We start from the raw sequence: 18,377 nt of genomic DNA on the forward strand, positions 1-18,377 counted from the left end.
AATTTCACCTAATAAACAAACTTTTAGGAGCTTTGTTTTAGCTAAGTTCTTGCATTTATGCATATTTTAATCATTACAGAGACATTTGATGTGCTCAAAGATTTTATTTCACAACTTGAATTAGAGGAAAATCTGGATCAGAATTATGCTCGTTTCAAGTATAAAAATCAATCTGTGGATATACTAATCTCGGGATATGGAGGCAGTATGTCGGCCTATGAGTATGCGAAAGCCATAGGTAAAAACAAGTACGATTTAGTCTTGCAATTTGGTCAGTGCTACGCCTTAAAAGATCAGGTTAAAAAAAATCAATTGGTATGTATTATTGATGATTATTTTGGAGATATTGGAATTGGTGTTGAAAGTAATTTTGCTTCTGTTTTTGATTTACAGCAACGAAATAAAAACGAATCTCCATTTAATAATGAAATATTAGAAAATGATACTTTGATTCCTGAAGTGTTTTCTGTTTTTAGAAAGGTAAGTGGCATTACTTGTAATGCTATTCCTACAAACCTTAACTCTTTAGCTAATGCCTATATCAAGAATTATCCTGATGTAATCAGTAGGGAAGGGGCGAATTTGCTTTATATCTGCCAAAAGGAAAATGTGAAATTAATTCAGCTTTTTTATGTGCTTGAAAATATCGAAAATGCACAATTCAAGATTACTCCTGATGAACCAATGGTAAAAGTGGTAAGTGAAACAATTGAAGAGGTTTTGAATGAATCAGTAATGCTTACCTAGAGAAATGAACCAACACTGCTTTTTTGTAATAAATGGCCTGAAAAAGTCCTCGGGTAAACATGAAGCCTAACATTGCGATCCAAAGTCCATGGTTCTCTAAGCTGCTATTTAAGAAGTAATAAAGAGGTATAAATATTAGAATGGTTGCTGCCATCATGGTCTTGCGCATATAGCTAGAAGCTGTGGCACCAATAAATATTCCATCCATTAGGAATGAAGCAAAACTAAGAAGTGGCAGAAGTATAATCCATTTTAAATAATCTCTGGCAATTGCAATAGTCGATTCAGCATCGGTTAATATTGTTAAGATATCGATACCAAATAATCCATATACACCTGTGAATAAAATACTGATTCCGATTCCCCAAATAAATAGTAATCGAATAAGCTGAGATAAATTTTTTGAGTTGTTTGCACCAATAAATTTACCTACTAAAGCCTCTGCAGCGAAAGCAAAGCCGTCCATAAAATAGGAGAAGATAAAAAGAAACTGAAGTAGTAAGGAATTAACTGCAAGGATCTCTTTGTTTACACTTGCTGATTCGGTTGTGAAAAATGTGAAAACAAATATAATGCAGAGAGTTCTAATGAAAATATCCTTGTTGACTAAAAAAAAGTGCTTCAATTCATTCACCTTCATCATTCCTTTGGCACTCCAATACTTGAACAAGCGTTTATAGTTTCTCAGGATAAAGAATAAAGCGATAAACAAGCTGCAATATTGAGCAATTAAGGTACCTAAGGCTACACCTTTTGCATCAAGCATTAATCCATACACAAAAAATGCCGATAGTGAAATATTAATAACATTCCCTGCAATTGCGATTAACATTGGAGTTTTGGCATTTTGCATTCCTATGAACCATCCGTTTAATGCATAAAGGCCAATGGTAGCCGGAGCGGCCCAAACTCTAATATAGAAATAGGATTTCGCAATGGTTTCAACTGATTCTTCACTTTCGATTAACCAAAAGCTAAGCATAGCTATTGGTTTTTGAAGTATTAAAATAAGAATACTTCCAGCTAAAGCAACAGTAAGAGCACGGGATAAAGACAGAATAGATTCGCTTAAATTTCTTGCACCATAAGCTTGAGCAGTAATTCCCGTAGTTCCCATTCGTAAAAAAGCAAAACCCCAGTATAAAAAATTGAATATTGTACCACCTAATGCAATTGCTCCAATAAAATCTACTTTTCCCAAATGCCCCATTAAAGCTAAATCGACAAGCCCCAGTAAAGGAATGGTGATGTTACTAACTATGTTGGGTACCGCTATATTTAGGATTTTCTTGTTCACGATTCAGCTTTTAATTTACTGCACGAAAGTAGTTAAAAATCCTGTGCTAAAGGAAAAAACATATGGTCTTTAAAATAAAAGACAAAAAAGTCTTAAAATAATTTGGAATTAATCTGAGTAAAAATTAGATTTGCTTCTAGTGACAAATAAACCTATATCAACCATAAGTAAAATATAAAATATATGGCATTTGAGTTACCAAAATTAGCTTATTCATACGATGCGTTAGAACCGCATATTGATGCCAGAACAATGGAAATACACCATTCGAAGCATCACGCAGGATATACAAATAATTTAAACGCTGCAATAGCAGGAACCGATTTAGAAGGCAAGAGTATTGAAGAAATTCTTGCCAATATTTCACAGTATTCTGTTGCTGTTCGAAATAACGGAGGAGGATTTTACAATCATGATTTGTTCTGGAAAGTAATGTCGCCTAATGGTGGAGGAAAGCCTGGTGGTGATTTACTTACAGCAATTGAAAAAGATTTTGGATCGTTTGATGCTTTTAAAGAAGAATTTTCGAAAGCAGCGGCAACAAGGTTTGGTTCTGGCTGGGCTTGGTTAGTAAAACAAGCTGATGGCAAGTTAGTAGTTACATCAACGGCAAATCAGGATAATCCTTTAATGGATGTTGCAGATGTTAAAGGAACTCCAATTTTAGGATTGGACGTTTGGGAGCATGCATATTACTTAAAGTTTCAAAATAGAAGACCTGATTACATCTCAGTTTTCTGGGAAGTAATCAATTGGGAGGAAGTGGTTAAACGCTTTCAGGATTAGTTTTGTTTATTGTTTTTTTGATTTTGGGGCCGATTCTTTTTAAAGGAATCGGCCTTTTTGTATTTTTTTATTGAATTTGTAATTTTTTATTGTGAAATTGAAAGGAAAATCAAAAAACAATAAAAATGGAACACAAACTACCTACCTTATCGTATGAGTTGGGCGAATTAGAGCCTTATATAAGTAAGAATACACTTGAATTCCATTATGGAAAGCATCATCAGGCTTACATTACAAACCTGAATAATTTAATTAAAGGAACTGCTTTTGAAGATGCTAGCATGGAAGATATTGTGAAACATTCTGAAGGAGGAATCTTTAATAATGGAGCACAGGTTTACAATCATACTTTTTATTTTGAAGCATTCAAGCCAAATGGTAGTGTTGAACCAAATGGAAAGTTGAAAGAAGCCATTGAAGTCTCTTTTGGTTCATTCGATAATTTTAAGGCTGAATTCTCGAAAGCCGGAGCTACATTGTTTGGTTCAGGATGGGTTTGGTTAGTAGTTGATACTGCTGGCAAATTGGCCATTATGAAGACCAAGAATGCAGGTAATCCGTTGCGTGATGGTTTTAAGCCTATTCTTACAATGGATGTATGGGAACATGCCTATTATTTGGATACTCAGAATGCACGTCCAAAGTACATCGAAAACTTCTGGAATATCATTAATTGGGAACTGGTTGAAAAACGATTCGAAGAATAAATAAAAAAAGGGTGATTTTAAATCACCCTTTTTTTAAATGCTTACAGAGATACCTGCCTTTATAAATATATTATTGTCCAGGTCAAAATCATTGATCGTATCATTACCATCCTTAAATTCAAAGTTTCGGTATAGAGTATAACCTGAATTGACATTTAGACTAATTTTTTTGGATAATTTTTGTTTCAGAAATAAACCTCCTCCAACATTCATAATACTAACATTATCAATTGGGCTTGTTTCATTATTATAGACAAGTTTATCGGTTAATGTGAAATTTTCACCAGCAATAAATAGATTCGCTCCAATTGTAGTTTTTTCACTAGCCATATAATTTACATCAAGCATTGGGAAACCGAAATTTATATTCCATTTTTCATTTGGTTTCCAATTTAAACTAACAATAGGAATAGGAGCAGGTACACCAATGGTATTCGAATAAATTGCTCCTAAATTTAGTATCATGTTCTTTTTTTGATTGATAGGTTTGCTAAACAAAGCCATTCCAAATAAATTTAGTTCATCGAAACCGACCGAGGATTCAAAATTAGAAGAAATATTAGGCTTGATAAAAGCTGTCAGGTACCAACCGTTTTTTAATGGGCGTGCATAACCAAATGTATAAGAAATGGTGTGAAAATTTTTTAAATCGGTTTCCAGTAAAGGAGTAGATCCATAATCGATATTGATACCTGAATAGTTAAAGGTATGAAAGATTCTTCTTCCTGGAGTTTTTAGCTTTTTATGAATGCTAAATCTAAAGTCGTATTTCTCAAAAGAAATATCATTTCCATTATCGGAATCACCTTTGCCAATAAATACATAATCAGCTCCAAATTTTTCTTGTAGCATTTGGGCTTGCGAGGGGAGTATTATACCCAAAAAGATTCCTGTTATTAATAAAATTTTCTTCATTTTATTTTTTATAAATTACTTAATAAACAAATAATTAGTACTATTGTTTTATGGCATAGATATCTACTTTTTCCTTTTTTCCCTTTAATTCAATGTTATCAATAAAGGAATAATTGAAGGAATTGTAGAAAGCCAGATCCGTAACTATCAATTTTGATGCCAAAAATTCTTCTTTGAATGAATTACACAGTCCCTGAATTCTTGAAGCAGTATTAATTACATCCCCATGGTAGGCGATGGAACGTTTTATCACCCCTACTTCTGCGGCCATTAATGTACCGCCATTTATACCTGCTTTAAATTGAGGTAGAAAGCCATAAGATTCTATGTAATGATCCGATCTTTTTTGAAGATATTCCTTAAATTTGAAGAATATTTTAATGCACTTTGCATTTTTAATCCCATCATTATAAGGCCATATAAGTACAACTTCATCTCCGATATATTGGTATATATTTGCATCAAACTCATTAACCGCAAGCGTTAAGTCGCTAAAGCAATCTTGAATAAGTTGACTATATTTTACATGTCCCAATTTTTCGGCATAGGTTGTAGATGATTTTAAATCCATAAATAAGAATACCATTTTGACCTCTTTGGGTTGACGGTATTTGCCAAGCAATAAATCAAGAAGAACACCTGGACCAAATTTTTGATTGATAATCTGAAATAGGATAATAGTAGCACTTACCAAATATGTAAAAGTTACGATTCTGAAAAAATCACTTGATTTTACAAACATTCTTATTTCCTGAAGTGTTTCTCTCGATATTTCACCTTTTAAAATCAATTGAGATGCAATACCAACTAAGAATATTGTTACTATAGTTAAGATAATATGAATGATACTGTAAAAGAAAATAATCCGCCCATATGATTTTTTTCGAAGGCGTTCTTGTTTGCTTTTGATAAAAACATTTAAAATGCCGAATATACTTCCTAAAAATAAGCCTGCTAAAACTAAATTTAGCTTATTAATTTCTGCAATTGAAATATGCTTAGGAATCTCTCCTTCAATCTTTGGATTAAAGCTGGTAAGAATATCCCAAATAAATACAGCGCTTATCCATATCGCAATAATAATAAAGAAGTCTATGATAACTTTACGAGAGTTTTTATTGAATTTCAGCATACTTATTGAATTTTGCCAAGTTGTAATTTAATATTACAAAAAATAAAATTTAAATAGATTTACTTATTTCTTTGATGAAAAGAGAAAAATCAATTAATTTATGAAGTAGTGGGGTAATTTGTTTGGTAATACAAATAAAGCACATAAATTTTAAAATAATAAATTAAGCAATGTTAAAAGATTTAGTTGCCAAAAACAGAAGTTACAGAAGATTCTTTGAAGATGAAAAAATATCTTCAGATCAAATTAAAGAATGGATTGATTTGGCAAGATTAGGAGCATCGGGAAGGAATGCACAAACCATAAAATATAAGATTGTATTATCTGATAAGATGCGTGATAATGTGTTTCAACAGCTTGCTTGGGCAGGTTATTTGCAGGATTGGGCTGGACCTGAAAAAGGAGAGAGACCAACGGCTTATGTTGTGATGATTAATGATGAAGGTCTTGGAAAGAATTATTTTAGTGACGATGGAATTGCGGTCCAAAATTTGTTACTAGGAGCAGTTGAAAGTGGTTACGGAGGTTGTATTATTCATGCTTTTAAGAAGAAAGAACTTAGTGAACTGCTAAAAATTGAAGAAGGATTTTCGATTATTCAGGTAGTTGCCTTGGGAAAACCGAAAGAAAAGGTAGTTATTGAAGAAATGAAAGATGGAGATATTAAGTATTGGAGAGATGAAAAAGGAGTTCATCATGTACCAAAACGTAGTATCGACGAAATAATATTGGAAGAATTGTAATGATAACTCTACGGAGTTAATAAAAGCTGGTAAAATGAGAAGATATGTGATAGGTTGTATTGCTCTTTTTTGTGTTGTTCTTGCAACAGAGAAGCTAAATGCACAGAAGATAAGGACAGATTCATTGTTTTTTACAGGTGCGGTTATGGATCAGGAAGAATTATCACCATTGCCTTATGCGCACTATAGGGTAAATAATAAAAAAGCGGGTACAGCAAACTCTTTTGGCCGTTTCTCATTTTGGGTAAATGCCGGCGATACCATTCAATACTCTTACGTTGGATATCAAAATGTTCAAGTTGTAGTAAGCGATAGTCTAAAGCAAGATTCATATCTTTTTGGTGTGTTTATGGCAAAAGATACCGTTTCGCTGCAAGAGGTGTTAATTTTACCTCGATTTGGTAATTTTAGAGAAGCCTTTATTAATGCCAAGGTAAATACTCCAGAGTATGTTCGAGCAAAGAACAATGTGAATTCGGCTACCTACGAGGCTTTAACCAAGCGACCGGATAAAATGGATGCCAAAGCAAATACCGATTTGTTGATAAAGCAGCATGTAATAGAAAATGAGCATAAAGTTATGGTTCCTCAAGATATGGTTGCGGGTGTAAGTACACTTCGAACCTTACCCGAAGTACAACGATTAAAACGCAAGAAGAAGATGAAAATTCCTGACAATCTGGTTACTGATAAGGAAATAAATACCTTAAAGCAAATGTATCGATACGGAATTAAAGAAAAGAAATAAAATCTTTCATGATGAAATCCGAATCACCAACAGAAATGAAAGTTTTCGTGATTCTGTAGTTTTGTTATTATGCGAATGTGGATTTAGAACTATGCGTTGGTGCATCATTGTATTGTCCATTTAATTTCACAACTTTTCTACCTTTTCACTATTCAAACTTTTCACTATTCAAACTTTTCAAGACTTTCAAAAAAAAGCGGTGAAATTTTCACCGCTTTTTTTATCTGTCGAATTCTCGTTAATTAGATTCCTTGATTGTAATAATTTCTGTTTTCTGTACAGAAGAAACAACAAATAATCCCAATGCATCGTCATCTAAATTACTTCCTCCGATGCGTTTAATATTGGAACGTAGAGGAGCTGGTGGCGGTGAAAATTGTGTTCCTTCATTATCTCTCTGCTCCTCAGCTAATCTCATATAATCGTAAATTTCCTTTGACACCACATACTGCTTGATAAAGTATGATTCTCCCAAATTGGTTGCTTCATCAAAATAGGTTTGCGATTCATCTACGGATGTATAAGCGTTACTGCCAAACAGGTAACCTGAGTAGGCATAGGAATAAGTTAAATCTTCGTCTCCCGTTTGATCTTGTCGGTATAGTTGCCACAGAAAATAATAGTCCTTATCCCTTTCAAATTTTGGTTCAAAGCCTATGTAATATCCATCGTCATCATAGCTTACATCATCCGCTTCCTTGTACTCAGAAAATATTCTTGGAGTTTGGTTGTATGGGATCACCATTTGAGGTTCAGATTCATATTTGGTTTCATCCTCCAGTGCAATGCATAGCTTATAGGATATCCCTATCTCAAGATTTTTCTTTAAAATGTATCTTCCTTTCTGAGGATTGGGCACTTCTTTATTTTGATTGGCATCCCATTCCATTGGAATATCAAATTTCAAATTGTAGGTATTTCCTTTATCATCCTTAAGTTCGACAATTGCCTTATCCACCACGGGAAACTTATCTGATGAGAAATATGGTAGAGAGGTTGTCAATCGTACCATATGCGTTCTCTCCTGACCATTTTCGCCAGGTTCTGCACTAAACCAACCATCTACAACTAACTTTGGACTTGAGGTTGGTACATCAACGGTTATTTGCTTTTCGCATGCATAAAACCATGGTAAGCAAAGTAATACGATATATATATAGTTCTTGTTCATTGCAATCAATTGTAATAAAAGATTAAAATTTAAAATTGTATGTAATGGTTGGAACTGGTCTTCCTATAATTGAAAATTGCCAGGCTTCCATTTTATTACCTTTGTTATAACCATTCCAGTTGTTATCACTTTCCTTAAAATAAACAGAGTAGGCATTGTGTCTGCTGTAAAGGTTGGTTATCCCAAAATTCCAGCTAGCCTGCCACCTTTGATCTTTTTTCTTTTTTTTGCATTGGTAGGTGAATGAAATATCAAGACGGTGATAAGTTGGTAAACGATGCTGGTTTCGATTGATGTAATGTGCATAGGTGTTCCCTTGTAACTCGTACTTTCCATATGGATAGGTAATTGGTCGACCACTCATTAAAATAAAGTTTGTAGCAAAAGACCATCTTTTACTCAATTCATAGTTGGCAACAATCTTTAAATCATGAGTTTTATCGTAATCGGCCGGAAAATACTTTCCATTGTTTATTTGTGTAGAAGGATACGTTTCTCCTGAACTTGCGTTCATTAATCCTGGAACTTTTTTCTCCGAACGAGAAAGTGTATAGGCCACCCAACCGGTTAGCCTTCCCTCTTTTTTACGAATACTCAACTCCATACCATAAGCGCGTCCTTTTGCAGTAAGCAGTTCTGTTTCTAAGCTTGAGTTAAGGAGAAGTTGAGCTCCATACTTGTACTCCACCAAATCGTGAAAATTCTTATGGAACAGCTCAATAGATGTTTCCCAGGTGTTGTTTCCAAAATTCCTGAAATACCCTAATGCAAACTGGTCTACTTTGGCAGGCTTAATATGCTTCCCTGCAGGTACCCAAATATCTAAAGGAGTTGGGGCTGTTGTATTCGAGATTCTATGAATGTATTGTCGAGTTCTATTGTAACTAGCTTTTAAGGAGCTTACATCGGAAAGTGAATACTTTATGGCAACTCTTGGCTCCAATCCAAAATAGTTTTTAATTACCTCATTTCTATTGTACTTTTTTGAACCTATGCTACTTTCCTTTTCTTTAGGTTTGTTGGCTTCGTAAGAGTATACTGTTTTCTCACCCAAACTTGTAAAATTACTAGCTCTTAAACCATATTGCACACTCAAATTTGGTCCTAAGTTTTGCTCCATATTAAAGTATGCTGCAGATTCCAGAGCATTTTCCTTTTCCAGTTTGCTGGATTTTAATACCGAATTTTTTACCGGGGTTAATTTTCCTGGATTAAATTGATAGTAAATGCTTCCAAAACCGAATTTCATTTTAACATCCGGATTTGGGAAATAAGAGAAATCTGCCTTTAGGTTATAGTTCTGAATACTTGATTTCCATTCGAAGCCCATTGTTCCCTCCGGTACCGAAATGGAGTAATCAAAATTGGAGTAAATCCCTGTAAAATTGGAAAATAGCTTTTTACTGAACAGGTGATTCCAACGTACCGTTGCAGTCTTATTCCCCCAATGAGAATCAAATTGCTTGCCAAATTTAAAGACATCATTCCCAAAATAACCAGAAATGTATAATCTGTTATTGTCGTTGAATTTGTGATTGATTTTTGCATTTAAATCATAGAAGTAAACGATGTTGTCGCGCATTTTAGGGTTTATTCTTAGCAATACATCAGCATAAGATCTTCTTCCCGATAACATGAATGAGGTCTTGTCTTTTTTTATGGGCCCCTCTAAAGTTAACCTGCTGCTAACAAGACCGATTCCCCCGCTTCCTGAAAATCGCTTGCTATTTCCCTCTTTCTGACGAACGTCCAATACCGAAGACAATCTTCCTCCATATTGAGCTGGTATTCCTCCTTTATACAGTTGGAAATCCTTAACCGCATCACCATTAAAAACAGAAAAGAATCCGAACAAATGAGATGAGTTATATACAGGAGCTTCATCCAAAAGAATTAAATTCTGATCGGTCCCTCCACCTCTAACATTGAAACCGGAACTACCATCGCCTACGGTACTTACTCCAGGAAGCATCTGTAATGTTTTAATGATATCAACTTCCCCAAGAAAATGAGGTAATTTGCGCACCATTGGAAGAGGCACTTTTTCAACACTCATCTGAACGGACTTTACATTCTGATCCTTTTTTTGAGCTGTTACCACAACATCATTCAGCTGAATGTCATCTGATTTTAATTCGATATTGAAAGTTCTGTCTTCATTCAGGATCAACTCTTTTACGACTGGAGTATATCCTATAAAACTGAATTGAACCTGGTACTTTCCCGGTGTTACTGAGAGTGAGTAAAAACCATACTCATTGGTAACTGTACCTAAGCTTAGTTCAGCAATACTAATGGTTGCACCAATCAAGGCTTCTCCATTGGCGCCATCTTTTACATATCCACTAATGGTATGCTTTTCCACAGCCAAAATACGACTTGTCTGTATGATCAATACTAACCAAAGCAGAATTCCCCTATACATACTTTTTTTCATTTATTGATTTTTAGTTTAGCTATCTAAAGTGAGACAACCAAGAACCTGCATATACGTATTGAAACAAAAAAAAAGATCACCATTAGGTGATCTTTTTTTTTAATAAATCAGATTATTACCCTCTATTAAATAATGCCTTTATAATTAGGGAAGCCATTTTTGGGTTTTCTTTTAATCTTCGTGTTGAGTATCCAAACCAATCTTTACCAAAGGGTACATAAACTCTCATGGTATGTCCTTTGTCAACAATTGATTTTCTTAACTCAGGAGTTACGCCATATAACATCTGGAACTCATATTTATCCTTCGGAACATTATACTTCTCAATTAGCTTGTATGCACCATCAACCAAAGGTTTGTCGTGAGTTGCAATTCCTGGGTATACATCATTCTTAAGCATGAAATCCAAATCCTTAAGGAAATGCTCGTTGATTTCTTCGTACTTTTTGTAAGCAATCTCTTCAGGTTCAACATATATTCCTTTACACAAGCGATAGTTCAATTTTGAAACACCGTTTTGCATGTCCATCATGTTGTTCAAATCGTTAAGAGTTCTCTTAAGGTAAGCCTGAACAACAAGTCCAACATTCTGAGGAAATTCTTTCTTTAATCTTCTGAAGATGTTGATTTCTTTATCCACACAAGGAGAATCCTCCATGTCGATTCTCACAAAATTATTGTATTCGGCAGCTTTTGCTACAACAGTACGGATGTTTTGGTAACAAACTTCCTCGTCAAGCAATAAGCCAAAGAAAGTTGGTTTAACTGAATAGTTACCATCAATCTTGTTGGCTTCAAAGGTTTCAATAATTTCCAGGTAAGCCTCTTTGTTTTCGTTAGCTTCATCAAGGTTTTTAATAAATTCTCCCAGTAGGTCAACGGTTACTTTAATTCCCTGATCGTTTAATTTCTTCGATTCTCTTACTGCATCAGCGATGGTTTCTCCTGCAATGTATCTTTTAGAGAATATCCAAACCAATTTTTTAGGCATATAGGGTAGGGTTGCCGCTATAAGTTTATTGAACATTGAGTTAAAAATTTAGTGATATACGTTTGATAATTGTAGTTCACAATGTATAGAGTATAAAGTAGAAAAAGAATGATGTTTATCAGCATATCAAAATGTTTGGATATTTGATGATATATAATGTTGCGACGATTTTAAAATTGGATGCCAGGAATTTTTTAGTCTACTTATAAAAGTTATATTTGTTAGGCAAAATCAAAAAATGGGAATGCCATTATGGTGTTCAAATAAAACTTAGAAAATTTAAATACTAAATACCTATGAAAAATTTATCTGTTGCATTAAATGCTGTGTTAGTTATTGCTGTTGCAATTCTTTACTTTGTTCAGTTCTCTGGTAAAGGAGAATCGAAAGATGTGAAAACTGTAGCTGGAGAAGGAGCTGTTGTATACATTAACACGGATTCATTACTAAGCAACTATAACTTTTCACGTGATTTGAATGAGAAGTTCTTAAAGAAGCAAGAAGATTCGCGTACTGATTTTAACTTTAAAGCTCAGAAATTAGAGAAAGAAGCAGTTGAATTCCAGCGTAAACTTCAAAACAATGGCTTTTTAACTCGCCAAAGAGCAGAAGAAGCTCAGCAAAAATTAATTGCCAAGCAACAAAACTTACAGCAATTGGATCGTGAGTTAAGTGCAGAGTTAATGGGCGAGCAGCAAGCAAATAGCAAGCGTTTATTCGATAGCGTTACCAACTATTTGAAAGAGTACAATGCAACTCGTAACTACAGCTTAATTTTAAGCACTACCAAAGGTGGAAACGTGTTGTTATCGCAGGATGGTTTAGACATTACTAAGGAAATTATCGATGGCTTAAATGCAAGATATACTCCTGAAGCAAAATAATTGAAGATTTTAAAAAGGAGAAAGGGCAGATGGCTGATTAGCTATCTGCCCTTTCTTTTGTCTGGAAAAGTCAAAAAGTAGAATAGTAGAAAAGTAGAATAGTTGAAAAGTTCATTATGAAGCAAGGTATTTTAATCCCATTCACTCACTCCTCATTTACTCATTCACTCACTCCTCATTCACTCATTTACTAATTATTTAGTCTTCTCATTCCTTTCGGTGATTTCCCCTTAATCATGAAGTTTTTTATATTTGCGCTTCGTATCTAAAATAGAAATATGGCTTTTGCTGATAAATACCTGAAGAAACAAAGAATGTACCCTGAGTACATTACAACAACGGTTGATGAGAACTTGAATATGATTGTAACAGTTCCTTGTTACGACGAACCGGATTTGATTCCAAGTTTGGAGGCATTGTGGAATTGCGACAGACCCAATGGAGTAGTTGAAGTAATTGTAATTGTAAATTCAGGGGAACAAACTGAGCAGAAAGCGTTGGACCAGAATGCAAAAACCATTGCCGATGCTACAGCCTGGATGGAAACGCATCAGGATGAGAAACTGAAATTCTATTTAATTCATCAGCCAAAGCTAAAAAGAAAGTTTGCAGGAGTTGGTTTCGCACGTAAAATAGCCATGGATGAGGCAGTAGCTCGATTCAATCATATTGATAAAGCAAACGGAATCATTACCGGATTCGATGCTGATTCAACTTGTGATGCCAATTATTTGGTAGAAATTGAGAAGCTCTTTAAAAAATATCCTAAAGCCAACGGAGCAAATATCTTCTACGAGCACCCATTGGAAGGAGAGGAGTTTGATCAGCAAATTTATGATGCCATTGCGCAGTACGAGTTGTACTTGAGATATTACATGCTTGCCATGCGTTATGCGGGACATCCACATGCATATCATACGGTTGGTTCTAGTTTTGCCGTATCGGCAAGTGCTTACATTAAGCAAGGAGGAATGAATCGCCGTCAGGCAGGTGAGGATTTTTATTTCTTGCAGAAAATTATCCCGCTTGGTAAGTTTTACGAAATTAAAACCACACGTGTAATCCCATCACCAAGGGTATCGGATCGTGTACCCTTTGGAACAGGAAAAGCCGTTTCTACTTTTGTTGATGAGGGAATAATAGATTATCAGACTTACAATTATTCAGCATTTAAGGAACTAAAAGCCTTTTTCGATAAGGTGGATGATTTCTTTGGAGTGGATTACGATACCTATTTGAACGATTTGTTGGTGCAATTGCCAGGTTCGGTACGTAGTTACTTAAAAGAGGATAATTTCTTCGAAGCATTGGATGAAATCAATAAAAACTGTGCATCAATCGATACCTTCAGAAAGAAATTCTTTGGAGCTTTTAATGCCTTTAAGGTATTGAAATACCTAAACAATGTGCACGAGCAATTTATCGATGAGGAAAGCATTGTGGTTTGTGCCAAGCAGTTGCTAAGCGATTTGGGAATAAATACCAAAGGCATTTATTCAGCCAAAGAGTTGTTGGATATTTACAGAACCTACGAGAAAGAGAATTAGTACAAGTACTATGAAATAATATAGAGAAGAGAGTTTAAAAGCTCTTTTTTTTTTGCTTTAAATCGGGAATTATTCGGTAGAAAAATAAAAATATAGCTTGTTGAAACAAAGATTTAAAGTTTTACAAAGAAAGCTAAGTATGGATTTTTGAACTTGCAATCGAATAATTTGAGAAGGGTAATTGGTACGCAGAAGTGTTAATCTTCTTCAATAAAAATAAAGATATCCTCATTTTCTTTCTTCATGAGATATTGTTCACGGGCAAACTTTTCGAGGTTTTCTTTATCGGTTTTTAGCTCGTGAATTCTTTTTTTGTCCTTCTCTATTTTTTCAAGAAAGTAAGTTTTCTCTTTTTCGAGAGCTTCAATATTGGACTCATTTTCTTTTCTTTCCCAAATGGAATGTTGATCGCCAAAGAATAACCAAACATAGAAAATCAGGAAAGTAATTACATATTTACTTCTGATTATCTGAGGAATGTATTTTTTAGCGAGTTTAAGAATCATAGGTCTGTCTTTCCGGCTAAATTACTAATAAAGTAGAAAAGTAGAAAGGTGAAAAAGTAAAAAGTTTGTGTATTAGTGGAGACATAGCCATATTGCGTCTTTACAGGAAAAATCATAGCGAGATATTTCCCCAATAAAAAAACGACCGAAGAAACTTCGATCGTTTTTATCCAAAATAAATCATGTCATTGGAAGCCGGAGCAAGTCCGGCCTAACTATCCAATATTTTATGAAACAGTTTAAAACTGTTTCTCAGTCCTAGTCTTCTTTAAAGTTAGGATACATATAATCTACAGGAGGAACAAATGATTCCTTGATAGTTCTTGGAGAAACCCAACGCAATAGGTTAATCATAGAACCAGCCTTATCATTAGTACCTGATCCTCTACCACCACCAAATGGTTGCTGACCAACAACAGCACCAGTTGGCTTATCGTTGATATAGAAGTTACCAGCAGTGTGAGTTAAACGCTTCACCAGCTTTTCGATTGCGTAACGACAACCAGCGAAAATAGCACCAGTTAATGCATAAATAGAAGTCTGATCAAGAATATCCAGAGTTTCGTCTACCTTATCATCTTCGTAAACAAAGATTGTAATAATAGGGCCGAATAACTCTTCTTCCATTGTAATGTAATCAGCTTTCTTAGCCTGGATTACAGTTGGCTTGATAAAGTAACCTACCGACTTATCATATTCACCACCAGCAACAATTTCAGCATCAGGAGAAGCCTTAGCATCGTCAATAGCAGAAGCTAACTTATCGAAAGTAGTTTCATCGATAACCGCATTGTGGAAGTTTGTGAAATCTTCAGTTCCACCAGTCTTGATCTTAGCAAGATCTTCCTGAACAAATTTCAATACTTCATCCCATTTGCTTGCTGGAATATAAGCACGAGAAGCAGCAGAACATTTCTGTCCCTGATATTCGAAAGCACCACGAGTAATACCTGTTGCAACTTCTTTTGCATCAGCAGTTGGGTGCATGAAAATATAATCTTTACCACCAGTTTCACCTACGATACGTGGGTACGACTTGTATTTGTGGATGTTGTTACCAATTGTTTTCCAAATGTCCTGGAATACACCAGTTGATCCGGTAAAGTGGATACCAGCAAAATCAGGAGAGTTGAAAATTACGTCAGCAGCAGCAGGACCAGAAACGTATACCAAGTTGATAACGCCATCAGGTACGCCAGCTTTTTTGAATATTTCCATTAAAACCTGAGCTGAATAAACAGCAGTTTTAGATGGCTTCCAAACTACAGTGTTACCCATCATTGCAGGAGCAGTTGGAAGGTTACCGGCAATAGCAGTAAAGTTGAATGGAGTTAATGCGAAAATAAATCCTTCTAATGGACGTTGCTCAACACGGTTCCAAACACCTTTCGATGACATTGGCTGTTGCTTGTAAATTTCAGTCATATACTGAACGTTGAAACGCAAGAAATCAGCAATCTCACAAGCAGAGTCGATCTCAGCCTGGAAAGCATTCTTCGATTGTCCCAACATAGTAGCAGCGTTCAATTTCATACGGTATGGACCAGAAATTAATTCAGCAGCTTTTAAGAAGATAGATGCACGATGCTCCCAAGCCAGGTTTTCCCATGCTGGTTTAGCAGCTAATGCAGCATCAATAGCCATTTGTACATGCTCCTTTCCACCTTGGTGGTAGTGTCCCAACACATGTTTGTGATCGTGTGGAGGAGTCATTGCAAACAAGTTGTCTGTTCTTACTTCCTCGTTACCGATATACATAGGTACATCAATTACTTCAGAACGCATTTTTTTAAGTGTTGCTTGCAATTCAGCTCTCTCAGGAGTTCCTGGTGCATATGAGAAAATAGGCTCATTAGTAGCAGCTGGAACGTTGTATATACCTTTTGGCATGATAATAATTGTTTAAGGGTTAATTTTCTTCATTTTTAAGTCTCTCAACAAATCTAAAAAAAAATCAATACCTGATTTATGAGTATTATCATGCTTTAAAAATTACTTGAAAACATTCAGTTTAAGATGTTCACAAGAATTTGGGTTTTGATGTTAATTTTCAACTTATGATATCAAAAGCCTAACAATTTAATAGGCGAATCTTCTAATCATCGAACAGTCTATAAGTTTGACTGATGACTTAAAATAATTTAGCTTTTAGATATTCTTCTGATCTTGATATTGAGGTAGGCCATGGCAATGGTCACAAATGGACTTATAATATTAAAAAAGCAGAAAGGAGCGAAAGCTGCCGTGGCTACCCCCAGAGCTCCAGCCTGTGCAGCCCCACAAGTATTCCATGGCACCAATACCGAGGTAACCGTTCCTGAGTCTTCCAATGTTCTACTTAAAACTTCAGGTTTTAAATCCTGATCTTGATATGATTTTGCAAACATTCTTCCTGTTACCACTATAGATATGTACTGATCGGATGCAGTTAGGTTTAAGAATCCACAACTAATAGCAGTAGTGGTTACCAGTGAACCTGTTGAGTGAACCGCCTTAAGCATGGTTTCTGTTATTTTCTTTAATATGCCTGCTGTTTCCAGGATACCACTAAATACCATTGCTGTTAATATCAGCCAAATTGTATTCAGCATTCCTTTCATACCTCCAGTTGATAACAGATCTTGTATGTTTTCGTTATCAACCGGAACACTGATATCCGTAAAGATGGATTTCATAACCACATCGTAGCTTGCTTGCACAAATGAGGTACTATCCGATAATTGATTGATGATTTGTGGTTGAAAGATAATGGCAAATATCCCACCTATTAATGTACCGGCAAATATGGCTGGCAATGCAGGAACCTTTTTGCTAATGATTACAAATAATAATATAGGTACCAAAAACAACCATGGTGTAATGGTAAAGTTTGCTTTTATGGCTGATTGTACTTGTTGAATACTTTCAGGATCGATTTCGCCGTGTTTGGTGAATCCTATAATAAGGAATATTACCAGTGTTATTAATATTGATGGTACGGTTGTGTACATCATGTAGCGAATATGAACAAACAAATCGACATTGGCCATGGCAGGAGCCAGGTTGGTGGTATCGGAAAGTGGAGAAACTTTATCCCCAAAGTATGCACCCGAAATAATTGCCCCGGCAACCAAAGCAGGATTGATCTCCATGGCATTTCCAATTCCCAGTAGCGCAACTCCAATGGTGGCAATGGTCGACCATGATGAACCTGATACCACCGAAACGATAGCACATATCACAACCGAAAGCATCAAGAACAGTTTTGGATTCAGGAATTCTAAGCCATAATATATCATGGCTGGCACAACCCCGGAAATCATCCAGGTTCCTGCCAAGGATCCTATCAGTAATAAGATTAACATGGAAGGCATTGCCGTACCGATACTTTTTACAAAGCCTTTCTGTAAATCGTCCCAACCTTTACCTTGGCGCAAGGCAATAATGCCTCCAATTGCAGCAGCTATTAATAAGGAAAACTGGTTAGCCCCTTCAATGGCTACATCGCCAAAAACAATTGCGTTGATACTAAGTAATACAATCAATAATAATATGGGAATTAAAGCTTCCCCAAGTGAAAGAGATTTGTTGGTTTGGGTCATGAGTTGGGTTTTGGGTTAGTAAGAGCTTATGAACTTACAAAAAATCATGCTGAAATGGAATATAAAACAATAACACTTGTTAAATTTATATGCTGGAAACTCGAAATCGAAGCGCAATTGTTTTCCATCGAAACATTGCTGGCAAACATCGAAAGAATTTTAGATTGAAGTGTTGATTCCTTTAT

Annotated in this window: 16 protein-coding genes; 7 read left to right on the forward strand and 9 right to left on the reverse strand. The window is 35.3% G+C overall.

Going from position 1 to position 18,377, the window contains the following annotated elements; genetic code table 11:
- Positions 1-57 precede the first annotated feature (57 nt).
- The gene (locus tag NQ163_RS01520) at positions 58-747 is read left to right on the forward strand and encodes a hypothetical protein (protein WP_268188549.1); all 690 of its coding nucleotides are present in this window, start codon (positions 58-60) and stop codon (positions 745-747) included.
- Here NQ163_RS01520 and NQ163_RS01525 read toward each other — a convergent pair.
- Entirely contained in the window at positions 740-2,044 is a 1,305-nt protein-coding gene (locus NQ163_RS01525) for an MATE family efflux transporter (RefSeq protein WP_268188550.1), read from the reverse strand. The genes NQ163_RS01520 and NQ163_RS01525 overlap by 8 nt on opposite strands.
- 183 nt (positions 2,045-2,227) lie before the next feature.
- On the opposite strand from NQ163_RS01525, the gene NQ163_RS01530 reads away from it, so the two are divergent.
- A complete protein-coding gene (locus NQ163_RS01530; RefSeq protein ID WP_268188551.1) occupies positions 2,228-2,830 on the forward strand; it encodes a superoxide dismutase in 603 nt (200 codons plus the stop codon).
- Between the two features lie 125 nt (positions 2,831-2,955).
- A complete protein-coding gene (locus NQ163_RS01535; protein WP_120238635.1) occupies positions 2,956-3,537 on the forward strand; it encodes a superoxide dismutase in 582 nt (193 codons plus the stop codon).
- A gap of 33 nt (positions 3,538-3,570) precedes the next feature.
- Here NQ163_RS01535 and NQ163_RS01540 read toward each other — a convergent pair whose 3' ends face one another.
- Positions 3,571-4,452 (reverse strand): DUF6268 family outer membrane beta-barrel protein, encoded by an 882-nt coding sequence (locus NQ163_RS01540; RefSeq protein ID WP_268188552.1) that lies wholly within the window; start codon positions 4,450-4,452, stop codon positions 3,571-3,573.
- Positions 4,453-4,492: 40 nt separating this feature from the next.
- Positions 4,493-5,584: an adenylate/guanylate cyclase domain-containing protein gene (locus NQ163_RS01545; protein ID WP_268188553.1), complete on the reverse strand. Its 1,092-nt coding sequence runs from the start codon at positions 5,582-5,584 to the stop codon at positions 4,493-4,495.
- A gap of 170 nt (positions 5,585-5,754) precedes the next feature.
- Here NQ163_RS01545 and NQ163_RS01550 point away from each other — a divergent pair, with 170 nt between their 5' ends.
- On the forward strand, positions 5,755-6,327 hold the full coding sequence (locus NQ163_RS01550) for a nitroreductase family protein (protein ID WP_268188554.1): 573 nt from the start codon (positions 5,755-5,757) through the stop codon (positions 6,325-6,327).
- A gap of 34 nt (positions 6,328-6,361) precedes the next feature.
- On the forward strand, positions 6,362-7,075 hold the full coding sequence (locus NQ163_RS01555; protein ID WP_268188555.1) for a carboxypeptidase-like regulatory domain-containing protein: 714 nt from the start codon (positions 6,362-6,364) through the stop codon (positions 7,073-7,075).
- Positions 7,076-7,313: 238 nt separating this feature from the next.
- Here the strand turns inward: NQ163_RS01555 and NQ163_RS01560 are convergent, their stop codons facing one another.
- From NQ163_RS01560 to NQ163_RS01570, 3 genes are all read right to left on the reverse strand, one after another.
- Positions 7,314-8,246 carry a DUF4249 domain-containing protein gene (locus NQ163_RS01560; protein WP_268188556.1) on the reverse strand — a complete coding sequence of 311 codons (933 nt, stop codon included), beginning with the start codon at positions 8,244-8,246 and terminating at the stop codon, positions 7,314-7,316.
- Between the two features lie 22 nt (positions 8,247-8,268).
- A complete protein-coding gene (locus NQ163_RS01565; RefSeq protein ID WP_268188557.1) occupies positions 8,269-10,683 on the reverse strand; it encodes a TonB-dependent receptor in 2,415 nt (804 codons plus the stop codon).
- A 115-nt stretch (positions 10,684-10,798) separates the two neighbouring features.
- Positions 10,799-11,710 carry a proline dehydrogenase family protein gene (locus tag NQ163_RS01570; protein ID WP_268188558.1) on the reverse strand — a complete coding sequence of 304 codons (912 nt, stop codon included), beginning with the start codon at positions 11,708-11,710 and terminating at the stop codon, positions 10,799-10,801.
- A 260-nt stretch (positions 11,711-11,970) separates the two neighbouring features.
- Between NQ163_RS01570 and NQ163_RS01575 the strand changes: the two genes are divergently transcribed.
- Positions 11,971-12,558, forward strand: coding sequence for an OmpH family outer membrane protein (locus NQ163_RS01575; protein ID WP_268188559.1), 588 nt, complete (start codon positions 11,971-11,973; stop codon positions 12,556-12,558).
- A gap of 278 nt (positions 12,559-12,836) precedes the next feature.
- A complete protein-coding gene (locus tag NQ163_RS01580) occupies positions 12,837-14,105 on the forward strand; it encodes a glycosyltransferase (protein ID WP_268188560.1) in 1,269 nt (422 codons plus the stop codon).
- 197 nt (positions 14,106-14,302) lie between these two features.
- On the opposite strand, the gene NQ163_RS01585 is transcribed toward NQ163_RS01580, so the two are convergent.
- The 3 genes from NQ163_RS01585 to nhaC all read right to left on the reverse strand — a co-directional run bounded on the left by NQ163_RS01585 (position 14,303) and on the right by nhaC (position 18,192).
- Positions 14,303-14,611: an FtsB family cell division protein gene (locus NQ163_RS01585; protein ID WP_268188561.1), complete on the reverse strand. Its 309-nt coding sequence runs from the start codon at positions 14,609-14,611 to the stop codon at positions 14,303-14,305.
- A gap of 258 nt (positions 14,612-14,869) precedes the next feature.
- On the reverse strand, positions 14,870-16,501 hold the full coding sequence (pruA, locus tag NQ163_RS01590; protein ID WP_268188562.1) for an L-glutamate gamma-semialdehyde dehydrogenase: 1,632 nt from the start codon (positions 16,499-16,501) through the stop codon (positions 14,870-14,872).
- A gap of 251 nt (positions 16,502-16,752) precedes the next feature.
- Positions 16,753-18,192 (reverse strand): Na+/H+ antiporter NhaC, encoded by a 1,440-nt coding sequence (gene nhaC / locus NQ163_RS01595; protein WP_268188563.1) that lies wholly within the window; start codon positions 18,190-18,192, stop codon positions 16,753-16,755.
- Between the last annotated feature and the right edge of the window lie 185 nt (positions 18,193-18,377).

Source organism: Marinifilum sp. D737, from assembly GCF_026672275.1.
Taxonomy (GTDB): domain Bacteria; phylum Bacteroidota; class Bacteroidia; order Bacteroidales; family Marinifilaceae; genus Marinifilum.